The sequence below is a fragment of the Variovorax sp. V116 genome, from assembly GCF_041154435.1.
In the GTDB taxonomy this organism is placed as follows: Bacteria; Pseudomonadota; Gammaproteobacteria; order Burkholderiales; family Burkholderiaceae_C; genus Variovorax; species Variovorax paradoxus.
In genome coordinates this window covers 1251751-1271050 of sequence record NZ_AP028662.1, presented here as the reverse complement: position 1 = coordinate 1271050, position 19300 = coordinate 1251751, and the positions used below count along the sequence as shown (strand labels likewise).

The 19300-nt window shown below is 66.3% G+C and carries 15 protein-coding genes and 2 tRNA genes; 8 read left to right on the top strand and 9 right to left on the bottom strand.

Translation table 11 applies throughout. From position 1 onward, the window contains the following. The first annotated feature begins 10 nt into the window (after nucleotides 1–10). From ACAM58_RS32010 to ACAM58_RS32000, 3 genes are read left to right on the top strand one after another with little or no spacing between them, the layout of a single operon-like run. Complete coding sequence (locus ACAM58_RS32010; RefSeq protein WP_369664748.1) at nucleotides 11–817, top strand: enoyl-CoA hydratase/isomerase family protein; 807 nt, start codon at nucleotides 11–13, stop codon at nucleotides 815–817. Beyond that, on the top strand, nucleotides 814–2910 hold the full coding sequence (locus ACAM58_RS32005) for an acetate--CoA ligase family protein (RefSeq protein ID WP_369664747.1): 2097 nt from the start codon (nucleotides 814–816) through the stop codon (nucleotides 2908–2910). Before ACAM58_RS32010 ends, ACAM58_RS32005 begins: the two co-directional genes overlap by 4 nt. Before the next feature lie 38 nt (nucleotides 2911–2948). Further along, entirely contained in the window at nucleotides 2949–4277 is a 1329-nt protein-coding gene (locus ACAM58_RS32000; RefSeq protein ID WP_369664746.1) for an MmgE/PrpD family protein, read from the top strand. Between the two features lie 41 nt (nucleotides 4278–4318). On the opposite strand, the gene ACAM58_RS31995 is transcribed toward ACAM58_RS32000, so the two are convergent. The 3 genes from ACAM58_RS31995 to ACAM58_RS31985 form a co-directional block, all read right to left on the bottom strand. After that, nucleotides 4319–5959, bottom strand: coding sequence for a tannase/feruloyl esterase family alpha/beta hydrolase (locus ACAM58_RS31995; protein ID WP_369664745.1), 1641 nt, complete (start codon nucleotides 5957–5959; stop codon nucleotides 4319–4321). A gap of 166 nt (nucleotides 5960–6125) precedes the next feature. Beyond that, nucleotides 6126–6806, bottom strand: a complete 681-nt coding sequence (locus tag ACAM58_RS31990) for a Crp/Fnr family transcriptional regulator (RefSeq protein WP_369664744.1) — start codon at nucleotides 6804–6806, stop codon at nucleotides 6126–6128. 259 nt (nucleotides 6807–7065) lie between these two features. Continuing rightward, a complete protein-coding gene (locus ACAM58_RS31985) occupies nucleotides 7066–8298 on the bottom strand; it encodes an acyl-CoA dehydrogenase family protein (RefSeq protein ID WP_369664743.1) in 1233 nt (410 codons plus the stop codon). A 243-nt stretch (nucleotides 8299–8541) separates the two neighbouring features. On the opposite strand from ACAM58_RS31985, the gene ACAM58_RS31980 reads away from it, so the two are divergent. Continuing rightward, nucleotides 8542–11535, top strand: a complete 2994-nt coding sequence (locus ACAM58_RS31980) for a PAS domain S-box protein (protein ID WP_369664742.1) — start codon at nucleotides 8542–8544, stop codon at nucleotides 11533–11535. Nucleotides 11536–11570: 35 nt separating this feature from the next. Here the strand turns inward: ACAM58_RS31980 and ACAM58_RS31975 are convergent, their stop codons facing one another. Further along, nucleotides 11571–12926, bottom strand: a complete 1356-nt coding sequence (locus tag ACAM58_RS31975; RefSeq protein WP_369664741.1) for an epoxide hydrolase family protein — start codon at nucleotides 12924–12926, stop codon at nucleotides 11571–11573. Between the two features lie 90 nt (nucleotides 12927–13016). Beyond that, nucleotides 13017–13832 carry an alpha/beta fold hydrolase gene (locus ACAM58_RS31970; RefSeq protein ID WP_369664740.1) on the bottom strand — a complete coding sequence of 272 codons (816 nt, stop codon included), beginning with the start codon at nucleotides 13830–13832 and terminating at the stop codon, nucleotides 13017–13019. Between the two features lie 338 nt (nucleotides 13833–14170). On the opposite strand from ACAM58_RS31970, the gene ACAM58_RS31965 reads away from it, so the two are divergent. Next, nucleotides 14171–14740 (top strand): cytochrome P460 family protein, encoded by a 570-nt coding sequence (locus tag ACAM58_RS31965; RefSeq protein ID WP_369664739.1) that lies wholly within the window; start codon nucleotides 14171–14173, stop codon nucleotides 14738–14740. A gap of 93 nt (nucleotides 14741–14833) precedes the next feature. Here ACAM58_RS31965 and ACAM58_RS31960 read toward each other — a convergent pair whose 3' ends face one another. The 4 genes from ACAM58_RS31960 to ACAM58_RS31945 form a co-directional block, all read right to left on the bottom strand. Continuing rightward, on the bottom strand, nucleotides 14834–15397 hold the full coding sequence (locus tag ACAM58_RS31960; protein WP_062365228.1) for an HNH endonuclease: 564 nt from the start codon (nucleotides 15395–15397) through the stop codon (nucleotides 14834–14836). A 45-nt stretch (nucleotides 15398–15442) separates the two neighbouring features. Continuing rightward, nucleotides 15443–15517, bottom strand: a tRNA-Lys gene (locus ACAM58_RS31955). A gap of 43 nt (nucleotides 15518–15560) precedes the next feature. Next, a tRNA-His gene (locus ACAM58_RS31950) sits at nucleotides 15561–15634 on the bottom strand. A gap of 419 nt (nucleotides 15635–16053) precedes the next feature. After that, complete coding sequence (locus tag ACAM58_RS31945; RefSeq protein ID WP_369664738.1) at nucleotides 16054–16362, bottom strand: helix-turn-helix domain-containing protein; 309 nt, start codon at nucleotides 16360–16362, stop codon at nucleotides 16054–16056. Nucleotides 16363–16419: 57 nt separating this feature from the next. Between ACAM58_RS31945 and ACAM58_RS31940 the strand changes: the two genes are divergently transcribed. The 3 genes from ACAM58_RS31940 to ACAM58_RS31930 all read left to right on the top strand — a co-directional run bounded on the left by ACAM58_RS31940 (nucleotide 16420) and on the right by ACAM58_RS31930 (nucleotide 18697). Further along, entirely contained in the window at nucleotides 16420–16842 is a 423-nt protein-coding gene (locus ACAM58_RS31940) for a hypothetical protein (RefSeq protein ID WP_369664737.1), read from the top strand. A gap of 2 nt (nucleotides 16843–16844) precedes the next feature. Beyond that, nucleotides 16845–17285 carry a hypothetical protein gene (locus ACAM58_RS31935; protein WP_369664736.1) on the top strand — a complete coding sequence of 147 codons (441 nt, stop codon included), beginning with the start codon at nucleotides 16845–16847 and terminating at the stop codon, nucleotides 17283–17285. 185 nt (nucleotides 17286–17470) lie between these two features. Further along, entirely contained in the window at nucleotides 17471–18697 is a 1227-nt protein-coding gene (locus ACAM58_RS31930) for a putative phage abortive infection protein (protein ID WP_369665090.1), read from the top strand. Nucleotides 18698–19300: the final 603 nt, after the last annotated feature.

Below are 19300 nucleotides of genomic sequence, written 5' to 3'. Positions count from 1 at the left end.
GAGAAATCGAATGAGCAGCAGCAGCCTGATCGAACTGGAAACCGCGGACGGCATCGCCACCCTGTGGCTGAACCGCCCCGAAAAGCGCAACGCGATGAGCGACGACATGCGCACCGAATTCATCGCCGCGCTGGAGCATGTGGCCAACGACAAGGCGATCCGCGCCCTGGTGCTCACCGGCCGCGGCAAGGGCTTCTGCGCCGGCGGCGATGTCGCCGGCATGGAGCGGCGGATGCAGGCGCCCGCGGGCGAGGTCGGCTTCAACGGCTGGAGCCGCCAGCAGCGCGTGCACCACACCCAGTCGCTGCTGCACACCATGCCCAAGCCGACGATCGCTGCCGTCAACGGCGCCGCCTCGGGCCTGGGCGCCGACACGGCGCTGGCCTGCGACTTCATCATCGCGTCGGATGCGGCGAGCTTCACCTGGTCCTACATCCATCGCGGCATCGTGCCCGATGGCGGCGGCATGTACTTCCTGCCGCGCCGGGTCGGGCTCTCCAAAGCCAAGGAGCTGATCTTCAGCGGCCGCAAGGTCGAGCTCGAAGACGCGCTGCGCCTGGGCATCGCCGATCGCCAGTCGGATGCCCAGAGCCTGGTGGCCGATGCGCAGCGCTGGGCGGCCGAGATGAGCCAGGGTTCGGCCACCGCATTGGCGCTTGGCAAGACGATCCTCAACCAGAGCTTCGAGCTGTCCGCGCACCAGGTGTTCGCGCAGGGCAGCCAGGCGCAGGGCATCTGCTACACCAGCACCGAGCATCGCGAGTCGGTGATGGCCTTCCTGGCCAAGAGCAGCGCGAAGAACGGGACGACGAAATGACCGAACTGAACGCCATCGCCAGGCTGCTCAAGCCGCGCAGCGTCGCCGTGATCGGCGCCTCGGCCGATGCGGCCAAGACGGCCGGCCGGCCCGTGGCCTACTTGCGCAAGCACGGATTCACGGGCGAGATCTATCCGGTCAATCCGCGTGTCGATGCCATCGGCGGCCTGGCCTGCTATCCGGACATCGCCTCGATTCCCGGCACGCCCGACGTGGGCATCGTGCTGCTGGGCGCCGAGCGCGCGCACCAGGCCGTGCGCGAACTCGCGGCCAAGGGAACCGCCGCGGCGATCGTGCTTGCCAGCGGCTACACCGAAACCGGCGAGGAAGGCGCGCGCCGCCAGCAGCAGCTCATCGAGGCGGCCGGTGGCATGCGGATCCTCGGCCCCAACACGATCGGGCTCGTCAACCTGAGCGACAACATCGTGCTCTCCGCCAGCGGCGCACTCGAGATGGAGCATTTTCCGGTCGGCGGGACCGGCGTGGTCTCGCAGAGCGGGGGCATCCTCGGCGCGCTGCTCTCGCGCGCGGCGGCGCGCGGCATCGGCCTGTCGAAGCTGATCTCGACCAGCAACGAAGTGGACCTGGACCTGGCGGATTTCGTCGACCACCTGGCCGACGATGCCGACACCAAGGTCATCGCCCTCTATGTGGAGAGCGTGCGCAACCCGGAGAAGTTTCGTGCCGCTGCGCTGAAGGCCGCGCGCGCCGGAAAGCCGGTTGTCGCGTTCAAGATCGGCCGCTCCGAAGCGGGCGCGAAGGCCGCCGTGTCGCACACCGGTGCACTCGCGGGCGCCGACCGCATGTACGACGCGCTGTTCAGGCAGGTCGGCGTGATCCGCGCGCAGACCTTCGGCGACCTGCTCGACATTCCCGTCGCGTTGGCCACGGGCCGCAAGCTGCGCGGCAGGCGCGTGGCCATCCTGACCTCGACGGGCGGCGCGGGAACGCTGGTGTCGGACGACCTGGGCATGCAGGGCTTCGAGACGCCGGCGCCGGATGCTGCAACGGCGCAGGCCTTGCGCGCGCTGCAAAGCGGCGATCACGCGGTGCTCGACCGCAACCCCATCGACGTGACGCTGGCCGGCCTGCAGCCGGACCTGCTGCGCGGCGCCATCGACATCCTGCTCGAAAGCCCCAGCTACGACGCGCTGGCGATCATCGTCGGCTCGTCCAGCCTGGCCATGCCGGAGCTGATGGCCGGCGCCATCCAGGATTGCCTGCCCCGCTCGGACAAGCCCGTGATCGCCTACGTGAGCCCGCATGCGCCCGAAGTCGCGGCGCTGCTCACGCAGCGCGGTGTGCCGGCCTTTGCCGCGGCCGAGAGCTGCACCAGTGCGCTCGCCGCCATGCTGAATGCCGGCAGCTGGCAGGAGCCCAAGCCGTCCAGCGCGCCCGCCGCCGCCGTGCTCATCGATGACCTGCCGGCCGGCTCCCTCGATGAAGCCCAGGCCAAGCAGCTGTTCACCCGCTTCGGCGTACCGTGCGCGCGCGAGATGGTGGTGGCCACGCCGGCCGAGGCCGAAGCCGCGGCGCGCGAACTGGGCGGGCGCATCGTGCTCAAGATCCTGTCGGCCGAGATCACGCACAAGAGCGATGTCGGCGGCGTCGCGGTGAACGTAACGCCCGAGGCGGTGGGCGCGCGCCTGCAGGCGATGGCCGCCGAAGTCGAGAGCAAGGCCGGCGTGCGGCCCCGGCGCTTCCTGGTGCAGGAAATGGTGGGCGGCGGCACCGAGCTGATCCTGGGCATGCACCGCGACCCGCTGGGCACCGCCATCCTGCTGGGCATGGGCGGCATCACTGCCGAGCTGTTCAAGGACACCACGATGCGGCTGCTGCCGCTCCAGGGCGGCCTGAGCCGCGAAGATGCACTCTCCATGGCGCGCGAGCTCAAGACCTGGCCGCTACTGGATGGCTTTCGCGGCCGTCCCAAGGCCGATGTGAAGGCGCTGGTCGATGCCATCGTCGCCTTCTCGGACATGGCGGCGCGGCTCGGCGAGCGTTTGCTCGAAGCCGAGATCAACCCGGTCTTCGTGCTGCCGGAAGGGCAGGGCGTGCGCGCGGCCGATGGCGTGGTCGTGCTGGCCGGTTGAGCGAGGCGAGGCAAGCCACCCCCCCCGGAGCCATCCAGATGTACGTCACACAAACATTCGCGCGCTACGCGGCCGACTTCCGGCGGCAGGATCTGCCGGCCGAGGTCCTCCATCACGCCAAGCGGGCCGTGATCGACTGGTACGCCTCGCTGTTCCCCGGCCTCGGCGCAGCACCGGTGCGCCAGCTCGAGGCCGCCCTGAACGAGGACCTGGACCGCGGACGCGCCTTTCTCGTCGGCGGTCGCCCGGCCACTGCGCGCGCCGCTGCGCTGATCAACGGCACGGCCGCCCATGCAGCGGAGGTGGACGACAGCTTTCGCGAAGCCATGTACCACCCGGGCGCAGCCACCATTGCCGCCGCGCTGGCCGCAAGCCATGACGCCGGCGCAAGCGGGCTGCAGTTCCTGCGCGGCGTGGTGCTGGGCTATGAAGTGTCGACGCGCATCGGCGTCGTGATGGGCCGCGCGCACTACCGGTTCTGGCACAGCACGGGCACGGTGGGCAGCTTCGGTGCCGCGGCCGCTGCAGGCGTTCTCATGGATCTGGACGAAACCGCCTTCGCGCATGCGCTGGCCACGGCCGCCACCTTCACGGCCGGCCTGCAGCAGGCCTTCCGCATGGACTCCATGTCCAAGCCGCTGCATGCGGGCCGCGCGGCCGAGGCCGGCGTGCTCGCGGCCCAGCTCGCGCGCAACGGTGTCACGGGCTCGCTCGACGTGCTCGAAGGAGAGGCCGGGCTGGGCCGGGCCATGAGCGACGGGCCGGACTGGTCGCAGATCGGCGCGACACTGGGGCGGGACTTCCACATCGCCCGCCTGACGTTCAAGAACCACATCGGTTGTGGACATGCCTTCGCGGCCATCGACGGCGCGCTGGCGTTGAAGCGGCGGCATGGCATCGAGGCCGGCGAGATCGCGCATGTGCATGTGGCGACCTACCGCCCGGCGCTCGACATCGCCTGCTACACGCAGCCGGCCACCGCCAACGAAGCGCGCTTCAGCCTCGGCTACGTGGTGGCGACCGCGCTGGCGCATGGCAGCGTGCGGCTGGCGGCGTACGAACCGGCGCGGCTGCGGGACGCGGCCACGCGTTCATTGATGGAGCGCATCAGCGTTGCGGTGGACCCCGAGCTCGATGCCGCCTTTCCAGGCCAGCGCGCCGCGCGCGTGCTGATCACGATGCGCGATGGCCGCCGCTTCGAACACCTGCAGCCCAACCGCAAAGGCGATCCGGAAGAGCCGCTGAGCGATGCCGAGCTCGAGGACAAGTTCATGGAACTGTCCTCGCCCGTGATCGGCAGCGCACCTGCGCGGGCGCTCTTGCATCGGCTCTGGACGCTGGAGCGCAGCGCGGCGGCGCCGAGCTGAACTCCGACGCTCGACCCACGGGCAGCCACCGAGGCCGCCACTCAGGAACTGCAGCTGTAGTTGGCCGCCAGCTTCGCCGCCGCCGCATCGTTGGCCGGGCCCGTGTAGCGCGGATATTGCGGGTACTGGCACAGCGGCCGGCTCAGCAGCACCGCCCCTTGCGCATCGCGCTTCTCCGCAAGCAGCGTGGCAGGCGCCGCGCTCTTGGTCACCCACTGGTCCAGGGCCGTCAGCAGGTCCGAGGTGTCGGCACCCGGTCCGCCGGCGCAGTGGTTCACGCCCGGCGCGACATAGAAGCGCGTCGATGCGTCCGCGGTTGCGGCGCCGATGACGTTTCGCACATTCCCGTAGTACTCGGTGGTCGACCGCACGCTGAGCGCGGAATCATTGCCGCCGTGCCACAGGATCAGCTTGCCGCCGCTGTTGATGAACGGGCGGATGTCGGCGTTGGTCGCGTCGTTGAGCGCGGCCATGGCATAGAGGGCATTCTGGTTCTGGTCCCAGGGCGTGTAGGCCAGCGAGTCCACGGTCCGGTCGCGGGCCAGGTAGTTCTTGACCGTCGTGTCCTGGAACAGGAACTGCAGCGCCGACGTGACGCTGCCGTCGCCCGTGAGCCAGGTCCGCCAGGCGCCGGGATCGTCCTCGTTGCCGGTCAGGTTCCAACCTGCGTTGCGGAAGGTGGGGCTGCCGGTGAACGAGGCCTGCGTGGTCCAGGACGTGACCACGTCGAGCTGCGCGTCCGACAGGCAGGTGTCGCCCGTGTCGGTTCCGCCGGCGCAGCGCAGCGCAGCCACATTGGCAAGCGCCGGCGTGCAGGCGGCCTGGTTCGACACCACGCCATCGACAAGCCCGTCGAGCCCGTCGCAGGCATCCCGCACATGCTTGCTCAGGAGGGCCGTCTTCGCGGCGCTGAATGCACCGCCGGGCGCGGCCAGCGCCCTGGAGTTGCGGTTGAAGGCGCCCATGAACCCGACCCAGTTGTAGGCCGGTGCGCGCGCGATCACGCCATCGAAGAGGTTGGGTGCGCGCTGCACCGCCATCAAGGCTTCGCGGCCGCCGTTCGAGCAGCCTTCGAAGTACGACTTGGCCGGCAGGGCGCCATAGGCCGCCGCGAGGGTCTCGGTGGCGGTCGACATCACGGTGGGCACCGAGAGGCTGCCGAACAGCTGCGCGGCAAAGGTGTCGGTCAATGCGAAGTCCGCGCTCAGGACATTGCCCTGGTGCCCCGAGTCGCTTGCGACCACGGCATAGCCCAGGCCCAGCGCCGGCACCGAGGGCGGCGTGATCGCGCCGTTGTAGCCGCCGCCGCCCTGGTAGTAGAGCTTGCCGTTCCATGCCTCGGGCAGGGAGATCTGGAAGTTCAGCGCCGGCGCGATCGTGCCGGTGACCTTGCAGTAGACGGGCGCGCCCGCGGCCGCGTCCTGCATGGCGGCCGTGAGCGCGGCGCCGGCCACGGTTTTTCCGTTCAGTTCGCCGCAGGCCTTCTGGGCCGTGACGGCCGGTGCGGGCGGCGGGCTGGCGGGCTGCGCCGCAGGCGGGACCGGAAACAGCACGGGGACCGCGCCGCGGTGATCGGAGCCGCCGCCGCAAGCGGCCAGCATTGCTGCGCCCGCCGCCGCCGCGGCAACGGCGTGGAGCCTGGTGCGGGCCCGTGATTCCCTGGAGGAGGAGAAGAAGTGCATGTCTCGATTCCTTTGTCGGTTGTCAGCCTCTGCACCGCAACGACATGGAGCGATGCCTGCGTGATTCTGAAAGGCGAGACCTCGGGCAACTGTTTCGGGACGGACATTCGGGCCACTGATTTCTAAGGAGAAACCCTTCGGCTTCCCACGCTGCACCGCAGGCGGCTCAGGGATACCTGGCAAGCGCCTGCCGGTCCATCACCGTGATGTAGCCGTAGCCCCGCCGGATGAGGCCGGCGGTTTCCAGTTCGGTCAGCGCGGCGTTGACGCGCTGGCGCGAGATGCCGACGAGCGAACCGATCTCTTCCTGGTTGATCCGCAGCGTGGAGTCGGTGTTCGGATAGAGCACCGGATGGAAGAGGCTGGAGATTCCCCGCGCCACGCGCGACGTCGGTTCGAGCAGCCGGTCGAACTTGACCATGGCGATGAACTGCCCGAGCCGCTCGTTCAGATGGGAGAGCATGAAGTGGTTGAACGGAATGCTTCGATCCAGCAGCCATGAGAACGTGGCCCTCGGCAGATGCACGGTGACGGTCGGCCGCGTCGCCATGACCTCGTACTTGCGCTGCTCCGGCTTCAGCAGCGAGCCCTCGCCGATCCATCCGCTCGATGCAACCCCGGTGAACATGATCAGGCGGCCGTCCACCGTGGTGTCCTGCACGCGCAAGAAACCTTCGAGCACGCCGATCCAGCTGTCGGCGGTCTCGTCGCGCCGGCACACATAGGAGTGCGCTTCATGGTGGCGGATGTACAAGGCCTCGAAGGCCTTGGTTCGCTCGGCCTGCGTCAATGCGCGCGGCCAGATGCAGCGCTCGAAGAAGGCGTGGAGATCCTTGAGGGGCAGCATGCGTCACCACCGGGCGGGGCGGGGGCGCTCGGCGCGGGCGAAGAACAAACCGGATCGAACGCGCATCACGAGCATTGCGAATTTCCTTGGGCTGGCGAATCCTATGGCACACCGGCCCGTGGAGTTTGTAGTGCGGACGACATTTGCGTTCCTGCATCGTCGGGACAAACCCGGGGGCGCGGAGCCGGAACGCTGGGGCTCGCTGCCAAGGCGGTGGGCGCCAGGCTCGATTGAGCCGGGGTGCTTCGCCCCGGCGGGATCAGGCGCGCGCCGGTGCCGCGCGCTTGGCCAGTTCCAGCTTGGCAATCGCGTTGCGGTGCACTTCGTCGGGCCCGTCGACGATGCGCACCGTGCGCTGGTGCGCATAGGCCTCGGCGAGCCAGAAGTCCTGGCTCACGCCGGCGGCGCCGTGCGCCTGGATCGCCCAGTCGACCACCTTGCACGACATGTTGGGCGCCACCACCTTGATCATCGCGATCTCGGCGCGCGCTTCCTTGTTGCCCACGGTGTCCATCTTGTGGGCCGCATTGAGCGTGAGCAGGCGGGCCTGGTCGATCAGGCAGCGCGACTCCGCGATGCGTTCGTGCCAGATCGACTGCTCCGCGAGCGGACGGCCGAAGGCCACGCGGCTGCGGAGGCGATTGCACATCAGTTCGAGCGCACGCTCGGCGGCGCCGATGGAGCGCATGCAATGGTGGATGCGCCCCGGGCCGAGCCGCCCCTGCGCAATCTCGAAGCCGCGCCCTTCGCCCAGCAGGATGTTCGATGCGGGAACGCGCACGTTCTCCAGCAGCACTTCCATGTGGCCGTGCGGTGCATCGTCGTAGCCGAACACCGAAAGATGGCGCAGCACCGTGATGCCTTTGGTGTCGCGCGGCACCAGCACCATCGACTGCTGCGCATGGCGCGGCGCATCGGGGTCGGTCTTGCCCATCACGATGAAGATCTTGCAGCGCGGGCTGCCCGCGCCCGAAGAGAACCACTTGCGGCCGTTGATCACGTACTCGTCGCCCTCGCGGCGGATCGTGCACTGGATGTTGGTGGCGTCCGAGGAGGCAACGGCCGGCTCGGTCATCAGGAAGCCCGAGCGGATCTCGCCCGCGAGCAGCGGCGCGAGCCATTCGTCCTTCTGCGCCTCGGTGCCGTAGCGCTCGATGGTTTCCATGTTGCCGGTGTCGGGCGCCGAGCAGTTGAACACCTCGCCCGACCAAGACACGCGGCCCATCACCTCGCACAGCGGCGCGTAGTCGAGATTGGAGATGGCCGGCACGTCGCGGTGCGGATGCGGCAGGAACATGTTCCACAGGCCGGCCGCGCGCGCCACGGGCTTCAGCTCTTCAATCAGCGGCGACACCTGCCAGGCGTTGCCCTGGCGGCGGAAGGCGTCCATCTCGTGGTGGTAGCGCGCTTCGTTGGGATAGATGTGCTGGTCGAAGAACTTGTTGAGGCGTTCGAGCAGCTCGCGGGTTTTCGCGGAGGGTTCGGCAAACATGGGGAGCGTCCTTTCTTGGGTGGCGAGCAACCCGGCCAGACCGCTCGCATGCGGAAGATTTGAACATTGCAGGATGCGGGAGACCGTCCCGCAAGCGACGCGCCGGCCGCGTGCACGTCAGCTGTTCCGCAGGGGACACAGCGCAGCCCGTTGCTATCATCGGAAAACGCAGTCCCGAACGACCGGGACGTCGTGCCCAGCGAAGGAAACCCAGTGCGGCTCAAGCTGAGAACGAAGACAGCCTTGCTCATCACCTTGCTCGTGCTCGCCCTGGTGGGTGCAACGGGCTGGTGGCAGTACCGAAGCCTCTCCAGCGAATACGTCGGCCTGATGCGCGAGCAGCAACAGGCGCTCACCGACAGCGCCGCGGCGGACCTCGACTACAAGCTGGGCGTTCACCTGGCCGCGCTGTCGCGTGCGGCGCGCGAACTCGGCGCGGAAGGCTTTGCGGACCCGGCGGCGCAGCAGCGCTTTCTTGCGGACAAGGACCTGCGCGCGATGTTCGACAACGCCGCGCTGGCCACGCCGGACGGCGCCATCGTCGCGATCCATCCCGCCGCGGCCCAGCCGCCGAACGTGGCCGACCGCGACTACTTCAAGCAGGTGCGCGACCGGCGCGAGCCCGCCATCTCGGCGCCGCTGCTCACCAAGGGCGGCCGGCAGCCCGCGGTGGTCATGGCCGTGCCTGTCGAGGCACCGGATGGGCGCCTGGCCGGCGTGCTGGGCGCGGCGCTGGACCTGCAGCGCGCCAACGTGCTCGGCGACCTGAGCCGCGCCACCATCGGCCGCGGCGGCCACTACGAGATCGTGACGCGCGGCGAGTCGCCGCGGATCGTCATGCATCCCGATGCGAAGCGGCTGCTCGAGCCTGCCGCGGCCAGCACGGCGGCCGTTGCCGGCGGTCCCGAGAACGACCTCGCCACGCACGCCACCGTGCGCAGCGCCAACTGGGATCTTCGCCTCGTGGTGCCGGCCCGCGCCGCCTACGCGCCGCTGGAGCAGGCACGGCGCAACCTGCTGCTGCAGCTGCTGTGGCTCGGCCTGGGCTGCGCGCTGCTGGTGTGGCTGGGCACGGCCTGGGTCATGCGTCCGCTGGAGGCACTGAGCAACGCGATCCGCACGCTGCGCCAATCGCCGGACAGCCAGGTCAGGCTCGACGTCGTCGCCAACGACGAGCGCGGCGACCTGGCGCGCGAGTTCGACGCGCTGATGGGCGAGCTGCGCGAGCAGCGGCTCGAGGTGGCCGCGGTGACCGATGCATCGCCCGTGGGACTGTTCCGCTGCGACAGCGAAGGACGCATGACCTACGTGAACGACGAATACCTGGCGATCCACGGACTGGCGCGCGAAGAGGCGCAGGAGGGCTGGCTCACGCTGGTGCGCGAGGAGATCCGCGAGAAGGTCCGCCAGGACTGGGTCCGCATCGTGAGCGCCGCCGAGCCGCTGAACGCCACGCGCCGGCTGCACCGCAGGGACGGCACGCAGGTGCTGGTGGCCTTGCGGAGCCGGCCCGTGCTGGCTGCGGGCCGCGTCATGGGCCATGTCGGAACGGTGACCGACATCACCGAGCGCACACGCGCCGAGCGGGCCCTTCGCACGCTGACGGCCATCTTCGACATGACGACCGACTTCATCATCCAGAACGATGCGAAGGGGCGGCTCATCTACATGAACCCCGCCGCGCGCCGCCGCACCGGCGTGGACCTCGATGCCCCGATCGAGACGCTGAAGGTGTCCGACTTCAATCCGCCGCAGACGCTGGAGCGGTTCAGGTCGGAGGTGGTGCCCACCGCGGTCGCCACCGGCGTCTGGGTGGGCGAGTCGGTGGTGTGGGATGCGCAGAAGCAGCCGTTCCCGGTCAGCCACATGGTGATCGCGCATCGCGACAAGCACGGCAAGCTCGAATATTTCTCGGGGCTGATGCGCGACATCTCTGCGGCCAAGGCCGCGGAGCAGGCGCTGCGCGAGAGCGAGCAGCGCCTTCGCATGGTGACGGACCACCTGCCGGCGCTGATCTCCTACCTGGACCGCGAGCTGCGCTTCCGTTTCGTCAACAAGGCCTACCAGGACTGGTTCGGCATCGAGCCGCAGCAGCTGCTCGGCCGCAGCCTGCGCGAGTTCTACGGCGAGGAGGCATGGGCGCAGATGGAGCCGTACATCCGAGCGGCCCTGGGCGGACGCCAGGTCACCTACGAGCGGCGCGTGACAGGGGCCGGCGGGCGCCGCGACATCCAGGCCACGCTGGTGCCGGAGCGCAACGAAGCGGGCGAGGTGGTGGGCCTCTACACGCTGGACAGCGACATCACCGCGCATCACGAGGCCGAGGAAGCGCTGCAGGAAAGCGAAGCCCGCCTGCGCACCGTGGCCGATGCGCTGCCGATGCGCGTGGCCTACATCGATGCCGACGAGCGCTACCGCTTCAACAACCTGGCCTACGAACGCGAGTTCGGCCTCTCGCGCGACCAGATCCAGGGCCATACCGTGCAGGAGCTGCTGGGCGAGCCGGCCTACGAATCCGTGAAGCCGCACATCCGCGCCGCGCTGGCCGGCGAGGTCGTCACCTTCCAGAGCGAAGTCAGCCAGAGCGACAGCTACAACTGCTACGAGGCCCAGTACATCCCGCAGCCCGCGGCCAATGCCGACACCATCGTCGGCTTCCACGCCGTGATCACCGACATCACGCGGCAGAAGCTCGAGGAGAAGCGCCTGGTGGGCCTGGCGCAGATCGACCCGCTCACCGGCCTGGCCAACCGCGCGGGCTTCGAGGCGCGGCTGGGCGAAGCCATGGACCGCAGCCGCAGCGCGGGAGCCCTGATGGCGCTGATGTACCTGGACATCGACGGCTTCAAGCAGATCAACGACCAGTTCGGGCACCAGACGGGCGACGAGCTGCTGAAGGCCTTCTCGGGCCGGCTGTCGCAGGGGCTGCGTTCCAGCGACGTGCGCGCGCGCCTGGGCGGCGACGAGTTCACGGTGATCATGGAGGGGCTGCCCCATGCCGACATTGCGGTCGCCGCCGCCACGAAGCTCGTGCTGGCCATGCAGACGCCGTTCACCGTCGAGCCGCAGCGCACGATCAACGTGACCGCGAGCATCGGCCTGGCGTTCTACCAGGGCGGCGCCGCAACCTCGGCCGCACTGGTGAAGCAAGCGGACGAGATGCTCTACCGCGCCAAGCGGGCCGGCCGCAACAACGTGCAGACGGCGCCGCTGCCGGTCGAGGGCGGCCAGACCTAGCAGCGGGGTTCGGTGCCGTCGCGCAACGAGCGCGCTCAGGCGGGCTGGCGCAGCGGCCGGAACGCCGCGCGCAGTTCCTCGCTGAACAGCTGCGGCTGTTCCCAGGCGGCAAAGTGGCCGCCCTTGCCGGCTTCGTTGAAGTAGTAGAGCGTTCGATAGGCGCGCTCGGCCCAGCTCCTGGGCGCGCGGTAGATCTCGCCCGGGAACACGGTGATGGCCACCGGAATCGAGATGTCCTGCGTCTTCTGCGCCGCCGCGCTGAAATTGTTGTTGTTGTTCTCCCAATAGAACCTCGAGGAGGAAGCGGCCGTGTCGGTGAGCCAGTAGAGAGTGATGTCGTCGAGCATCTCGTCCCGGCCGAGCACGCGCTCGGGTTCGCCGCCGCTGTCGGTCCACTGCGCGAACTTCTCGTAGATCCACCCGGCCAGGCCAGCCGGCGAGTCGGCCAGCGGGTAGCCGATCGTCTGTGGGCGCGTCACCATCATGGCGCCGTAGGCGGCGCCGGTCTTGAAGAAGGCGCTGAGCGTGTTGAACGCCGCGCGCTCGGGCGCCGACAGCCCGGCCGGCGCGGGATCCCCGTTGTTGATGGGCTTGACCAGTTCCGCGGGCACGGTGGCGGGCATGTTCAGGTGGATGCCCCGCAGGCCTTGCGGTGCCTGGCGTGCCATTGCATCCGAAATGACCGAGCCGTGGTCTCCACCCTGGGACACGTAGTGCGTGTAGCCCAGCCGCTTCATCAGCGTGTCCCACGCGCGGCCCACGCGCTCGGGGCCCCAGCCGGTCTCCCTGGGCTTGCCGGAGAAGCCGTGGCCGGGGATGGACGGGATCACGACATGGAACGCGTCGGCGGCACTGCCTGCGAAGGCGGTCGGGTCGGTCAGGGGCCCGATTGTTTTCAGGAACTCCAGCATCGAGCCCGGCCAGCCATGCGTCAGCACCAGCGGCAACGCGTCCGGATGGCGGGAGCGCACGTGGATGAACTGGATGTCGACGCCGTCGATCGTGGTGATGAACTGCGGCAGTGCATTGAGCCTGGCCTCGAGCTTGCGCCAGTCATAGCCGGTTTCCCAGTAGCGGACCAGCGCCTGCAGCCTGGCCAGCTGAACGCCTTGCGATGTATCGCCGACCGTCTCGCGGTCGGGCCAGCGCGTGGCCCTGAGGCGCCGCCGCAGATCGGCGATTGCATTCTCGGGAACATCGATGCGGAAGGGCCGTATCGCGTCGCCTTGCGCTGCGGCGCTTTTGTCGGCAGGCGTCGCCGCAAAGGTCGCGGCCGCAAAGGTCGTGGCCGCCGAACCTGCAAGAAGGCCCGCCGTTGCCACCAGCGCACCGCGGCGCGTGAGGGTGGGGTGGAACGCCGCGCGGCGGCTGGATGCATCGGAATCTGTCATGGTCGTTTGCCTTGTGCTGGTGAATGGGAATCTGTGCGACGCGGCGCCTGGCCGCGTGCTGCCGAAGGACCGTGCGCGGAAGCAAGTCCTCTATCGGCTGGCGGCTTCGACGATGAGCTTCGCGACCACGTCGGGCTTGGACGTCATCACCACGTGCGAGGCGCCCTTGACGACCACCGTCTTCACCGACTTGGCACGCGCTGCCATGAAGGCCTGCGCCGCGGGCGGAATGTTCTTGTCGGCGTCGCCGTAGACGAACCACGAAGGCACCGTCTTCCACGCGGGAGCGCCCGCCGGCTCGCCGAGCGCCGACTCGGCGATGGGGCGCTGGGTCGCGGCCATCAGGCGCGCGGCCGCGGCCGGAACGTCGGCCGCGAACTGGTCGTGGAACCTGTTCTTCAGGATGTACAGGTCCTTGCCGCCATCGGCCAGTGCGACCGGCGGTGCCAGCGCGGGCCCGAGCGTGCTGCCGGGAAACTTGCCCGCAAGATCGGCCGCCGACTCTCCGGCTTCAGGCGCAAAGGCGGCGACGAAGACAAGCGCCTTCACGTTGCTCTTGCCGGTGGCGGCGCTGGAGATCACGGAGCCGCCATAGGAATGGCCCACCAGCACCACCGGTCCCTTGACCGCATCGACGATGCTCGCGACTTCGGCCGCATCGGACTTGACGCCGCGCAGCGGGTTGGCGGCGGCGATCACCGGATAGTGCTTTGCCTCGAGCTTGCGGATGACGCCATCCCAGCTCGACGATTCCGCGAAGGCACCGTGCACGAGCACGATGGTGGGCTTGGCTTGCTGTGCAGTGCTTGGGGTCTGTGCCGAAGCATTGAACGTGAAGGCGCCAGCCAATGCCATGAGGCCCACGGCGGCCAGGGTGCGGGCGAAGCGGCGGCTGAGATTTTTCATTTGGTTTTTCCTGCGGTTGAAGTGAAGGGCAATGAAGAGTGATCGCCTTTTGCAACCCGTGACGAGCGCGGCGGGGCAAAGCACGGCCGCGTTTATAGGGCCCGCCTCCACGTGCACTGCAGATGTCTGTATGCCACTGTGTCGGCCCGGCAGGGCGACATGAACAAATACACGGATGCCTCGCAGATGAAACGTAGTGTGGGCGTCCGGCCGTGCAGATACACAGGCATACGGAACCCCGTTTGCAAGCGGCAGGGGCGCTGAAAAATCCACGCGTTCAGGCGCCGCGGAGCCTTCACGCCCGGCGGCAATTTCCAACGCACAAGGTCCACTACCTCATGAATCGAAACCACACAACGCGCCATGCGCGCCCGTCTTCATGCCAAGGCACGCTGGCAAAGCTCACCGGCTTCGGCCTGCTTGCGCTCGCGGCAGCGGCCGGCGTCTTCGCCGCAACCTCCAGCGCTGCGGAGGAGGACGCGAAGACTTCGGATGCCTCGCCCTTGTACGGCGTCACCCTTCCCAAGGGCTACCGTCAGTGGCAGCTGATTGCGCCGGCAATCGAGGCGGAGCCATTGAACGAACTGCGCGTGGTGCTCGGCAATGCCAAGGCAATCCAGGCCTACGACCAGGGCACGCTGCCCTTCCCCGACGGAACCATCCTCACCAAGCTGGCATGGAAGCATGTGCAGTCGCCGGAATTCGCGCCTGCGTCGATCCCAGGCGCAGCGACCACCGTGCAGGTGATGGTGAAGGACTCGAAAAAATTCGCGGCCACGGGCGGATGGGGATTCGGCCGCTTCGTCGACGGCAAGCCCGCGGACCTGGCGCAGCACCAGACCTGCTTCGCCTGCCACCAGGCGCTGGTGAAGAACCACGACTACGTGTTCACGCGGCTTGCGCGCTGATGCTACGGACGACTCGAGTGCGCAGCCCGCGCCGTGCTGGCCGACCCTCCAACGGAAAAAGGGGCGCCCCTTGCGGAAGCGCCCCTTCGTCTTTCAGTTGAGCCTGGAGCCTTTCGGAAGCCGACTCGCCAGCCACTCGTGCACGTCGGCTCGCACATTCCGTCCCTCCAGGAGGAAGTCTTCCCACCTGCTGGGAACATACGGAAGATAGACCAGCTTCATGCCGGCTTCCTCCGGCGTCCGGTCCGCTTTTTCGGAGTTGCACGCGCGGCAAGCGGCCACCAGATTCATCCAGTCCCAGGTACCGCCGCGGCTCTCGGGAACGATGTGCTCGCACGTCAGGTCCTGCTCGCGGAATCGCTGGGCGCAGTACGCGCAGATGAAGCGATCTCGGACAAAGAGCTTGCGCCGGTTGAAGGCGGGCGTGTGCTCGAACAAGTTGACCTTTGCACAGCCTTTGAGAGCGATGATCGGTGAAATCTCGAGCCGGGACTGCACGCCGCGCGCCACATTGAAGCCGCCACGCATCGTGGCCAATGGGCCTGCGCCGTCTTCCCAGACGACAGCACCAGTGGCGTAGTGGGATGCTGCCTGCTCGAGCGAAATCCATGCTTGAGGCGTGCCCTGGACATCCAGCTGAAGTACTTGGGGTTTCATGGTGAAGGCCTCCTTTCATGGCCGAGCGATTGTTGGACTCGCCTGTGGTGCGGGCAGAGAATTTCGAAATCTCGGCCTACCGGTTAAAAGCCGGTTGCTCTGCCTCTGAGCTATACCCGCGACGCGCGTGTGACCTGAGGTCTGGCGGCAGTTTGTGAAGAGATGGGGTGCACGAACGGGATCGAACCGTCGTCAGCTGGACCACAACCAGCGGCTCTGCCATTGAGCTACGCGCACCATTGAACTGGTAGCCGCAGATGGGAACGATCCATCGGCCCCCGCCTTATCGAGACGGTGCTCTGCCACTGTGACTTACACGAAGGGTTGCCAAAAACTTCGCTAAAAGTTGGCCGGCCTCTACGTGGACCCCCTGACTGCTCGCAAGGAAAGGGGCAGCGTCAGACCACCTCGATTGCGATCAAATGAACAAACTTTGACCCAGAGTTGCTCTTTGGCCTTCGGCTTGGCCAAAAATTTCCGCCGAGGAATCAACGACTTGCCGGATGGGAGGAGGATTTCTTGCTGTTGTTTGGCCGAGAGTAGGCCCATCAACTCACGCGCCTCAAGCGTCGTGGCGCGCGCCGATCAATCGGAAGAGCAACAGCCTATATCTGTTGGCGCCAACCGCGGAAGCCCCTGGCTGAAATCGGAGCCTCTCATTGCGTCACTAGATCCAAATCGCCGATTTCTTTGATCAGATGAGCAGTAAGCCTTTGCACGGATGCTGCCGTGGGCTGGTGCAGATAGGACAGTGCCAAAAGTGTTAGCGGGTGAACGCCCAGGACTGCAGCCAGTTCGTCAACCTTTGCGACGGTGGGCTGCTTCAATCCTCGTTCCAACGCAGAGATGTAGGTACGGCTCGACACCTGGTCGAACGACTCCTGCGGCAATCCCTTGGCTCTGCGGGCCACGCGCAACGCGCGTCCAAAGTCGGATTGAGGGGGACGATGCGCCGCAGATTTCATCCCCTCTATTGCGTCATTTAGAATCCCATAGGGCTACAACCTATAGGATTCATTTTTATGTTTCTGACGATGGATTCACATGAGGAAAGGATCTCTTCCATGCTCGCCGGGCCTGGTGCAAGGTGCTGGAGGACGGTCCAACTGAACTTGTCGATCCCCTTTTTCTTTCCGACCTGGGTGGTACAAGAGGACGACCTTGAGGTCTCGGAGCGGGCTTTGCTGATCTATGAGAGCGATTTCCTCGATCTCTTCGAGAGCGTGGGGCCGCAGTCGCTGCGGCACGTTCAGTATCTGGCGCCGATGGAGAGCGATCCCGATCGCTGGCAAATTCGAGACATTCGGAAGATCTGGTCGGCGACCAGCGCCGACGCCGATCAAGTCGAACTTCTGGTCCTCGAAGATGAGAGCGGAGCGCAGTTCACACACTACGACATGCGCACTTCATTCAGCATTCGGCATCAGATCTGGCCGGTCAACTGAGCATGGAAATCCCGCTCCTGCTGGCCCTCGCCGTCGTCTTGGTTCTCTTCTACTGGGTCTGGATCGCATCCCCGCGCTCGATCCAGACCGGGCGCGAGCAGTTGCTTCGAGCACAAGGCCAGGCATCTGGCGCAACCTTCTTCCCCGTCGACCCTCACCGCATGCTGGGCGATTGGGATGGAACCTGCATCCTGTTCGATCCGGATGCCCGCAAGGCCTGCATCGTCAGTCGCGGAAAGAAAGCCCACACGGTCGACTTCGAATACTTCCAGACCTGGCGGCTCAAGTGGACCGAATATCCCGGGAATCCGGTGTTTCGCTTTCAGCACGTGCACTTTCTCTTCGAGACCAGTGACTTCGACCGCCCGACGATCCGCGTCGCCGTGCCCTCCAGGTCCGATGGCGAGGCGTGGAACGCCAAGCTCTCGATCCTGATGCCCTGAATGCGCTGCTAAAAAAATGAGCCTACCGACGTGAAACTGCTCATCCTTTCGGACCTGCACCTCGAGTTCGGGACCCGAAGGTCGACTACGACGCAGTGATCCTTGCCGGGGACATCTTCGTCCCCGGTTCCAAGGCCATGCGCTGGGCCCGGCGGGCGGGGAACTTTGGGGAGACAGCCCCCATCGTGTTCGTGCCCGGCAACCATGAGTTCTACGAAGGTGTCCTCCAGACCTCGCTCAAGGAAATGGCGCTCACCGCGAGGTCGTGCAACGTGCATCTCCTGGCACCCGGCGAGGCCGTGATCGCCGGCGTCCGCTTTCTGGGCTGCACGCTGTGGACAGACTTCGAACTGCCGATCCAGACCAAGACAGGGTCGCTGGTAGACACCGAACGGGCCACGAAGGCGGCCAAGGTCCGTCTCAACGACTACTCATCGATCCGTTGGGCCGAGGCGCAGGAATCCTCCGACGCACCCGTGGTTGCAGCCATCCTCGCCGCACTCGTCGTCCTGTTGGTGTACTTTCATGCTTTTGGCGGGCACAAAATGTCCGGGGATCCAGCCGATTGGGGAGCGTTCGGAGATTACGTCGGCGGGCTCATCAACCCGCTCGTCGGAATCGCCACGGTGACGTTGATCTTCCTGACGCTCATGCTGCAGAGAAAAGAGCTGCAGGCCTCACTTGAAGAAATGCGGCGTGCCCATCGAAGCGCGGTGCTTCAGGGATTCGAGCAGTCGCTGTTCTCTTGGCTGGCCAACTATCACTCGCTTCTTTCTGCCACGAAAAGCAGACTTGGCGGCGAAGGACGCCAAGCCTTGACAACCATGTACGAGCAGCGCTTCTCGAGCGTGGTTGCGATGCAGAAGCATCAACGGGCCGAAGGCCTTGGGGCTCTCGACGAAGAGGAAGCGAAGATCCATCTTGGGGAGATGCGCAGGGCATCCGCAACCGGCGACGCCCAAGAAAAGGACAACTTCTCCAAGGTTTTCATCATCGCGCTCTGGGGCTACAAAGAAGTCATCCGTACGCATCGATCGGAGCTGGATGCGGTGTTCCGCACTCTCTACCGTCTTCTGCGGTGGATCGACGCCTCTGAACTCGACGATGTTCAGAAGTGGCACTACGTCGCGCTTGTGCGCGCGCAACTCTCCTGGATCGAGTTGGTTTTTATTCTCTACAACTGCCTTACACCGGAAGGCAAAAAGTTTGCTGATCTGGTCAACGACTATGCGCTCTTCGACAACCTGGAGGGGGCACCCGATGAACTAATTGATGCCATCGCCAATGAGTTCACGGCGTCGCCACCGTCTTCGTTCACGGCGAACCTGCCACCAGAACCATGGCTATTCAACGAAGCCGCATTCTCCTCCGATATCGCCAGGGCCAAACGCAAACTGCCAACCTCGGCGTAGCAAGTGCTTTGGAGGGATTTCCGGTTGAAATGCCAGATGCATTCACCTCGGTAGCGAACATTGGCGATGCTGCGGTTCCAGCTGCGCTTCAGCCTTAGTCGGAGCACGTGTCCGTTTACCGGTGCCGCCTGGTAGGTGCGCGGCCAAAGATTGGGCAACGTTTGGCAGCGTTGGAATTTCCCCGATCCGAGCTTCTTTATGACCTCGTGTGCATCGGTGCGATCAAACCTGGTGTTGACGCTCCAACATGGATTGGGCGAGTGCCCCATTTTTAACTTGGAAGCCCTCGCACGGATTTTTCAGATTTCACGTCTATTTGCTGGACGCTTGTCGCGATCGATTCGCTGACGCGCAACGTTGCCGCAATGTTCGGCAGATGTAATGGCCACCCATTGCTAGCGAGACGTCTTTCATGAAAATTTTACTGATCGAAGATGAGGCGGAATCGCCTGCATCCATCGGCGAGGCGCTTGTTCGGGAGCGTTTCATCGTCGCATGAATGTCGAACCTGCTTTAAGCCCAGGGGAGCCATGCATACCGGAAAGCACAGGTTTAGCGCTGCCTGATCGAACGCTGCTGATGCTGATTCCCGGAAATTCGAGC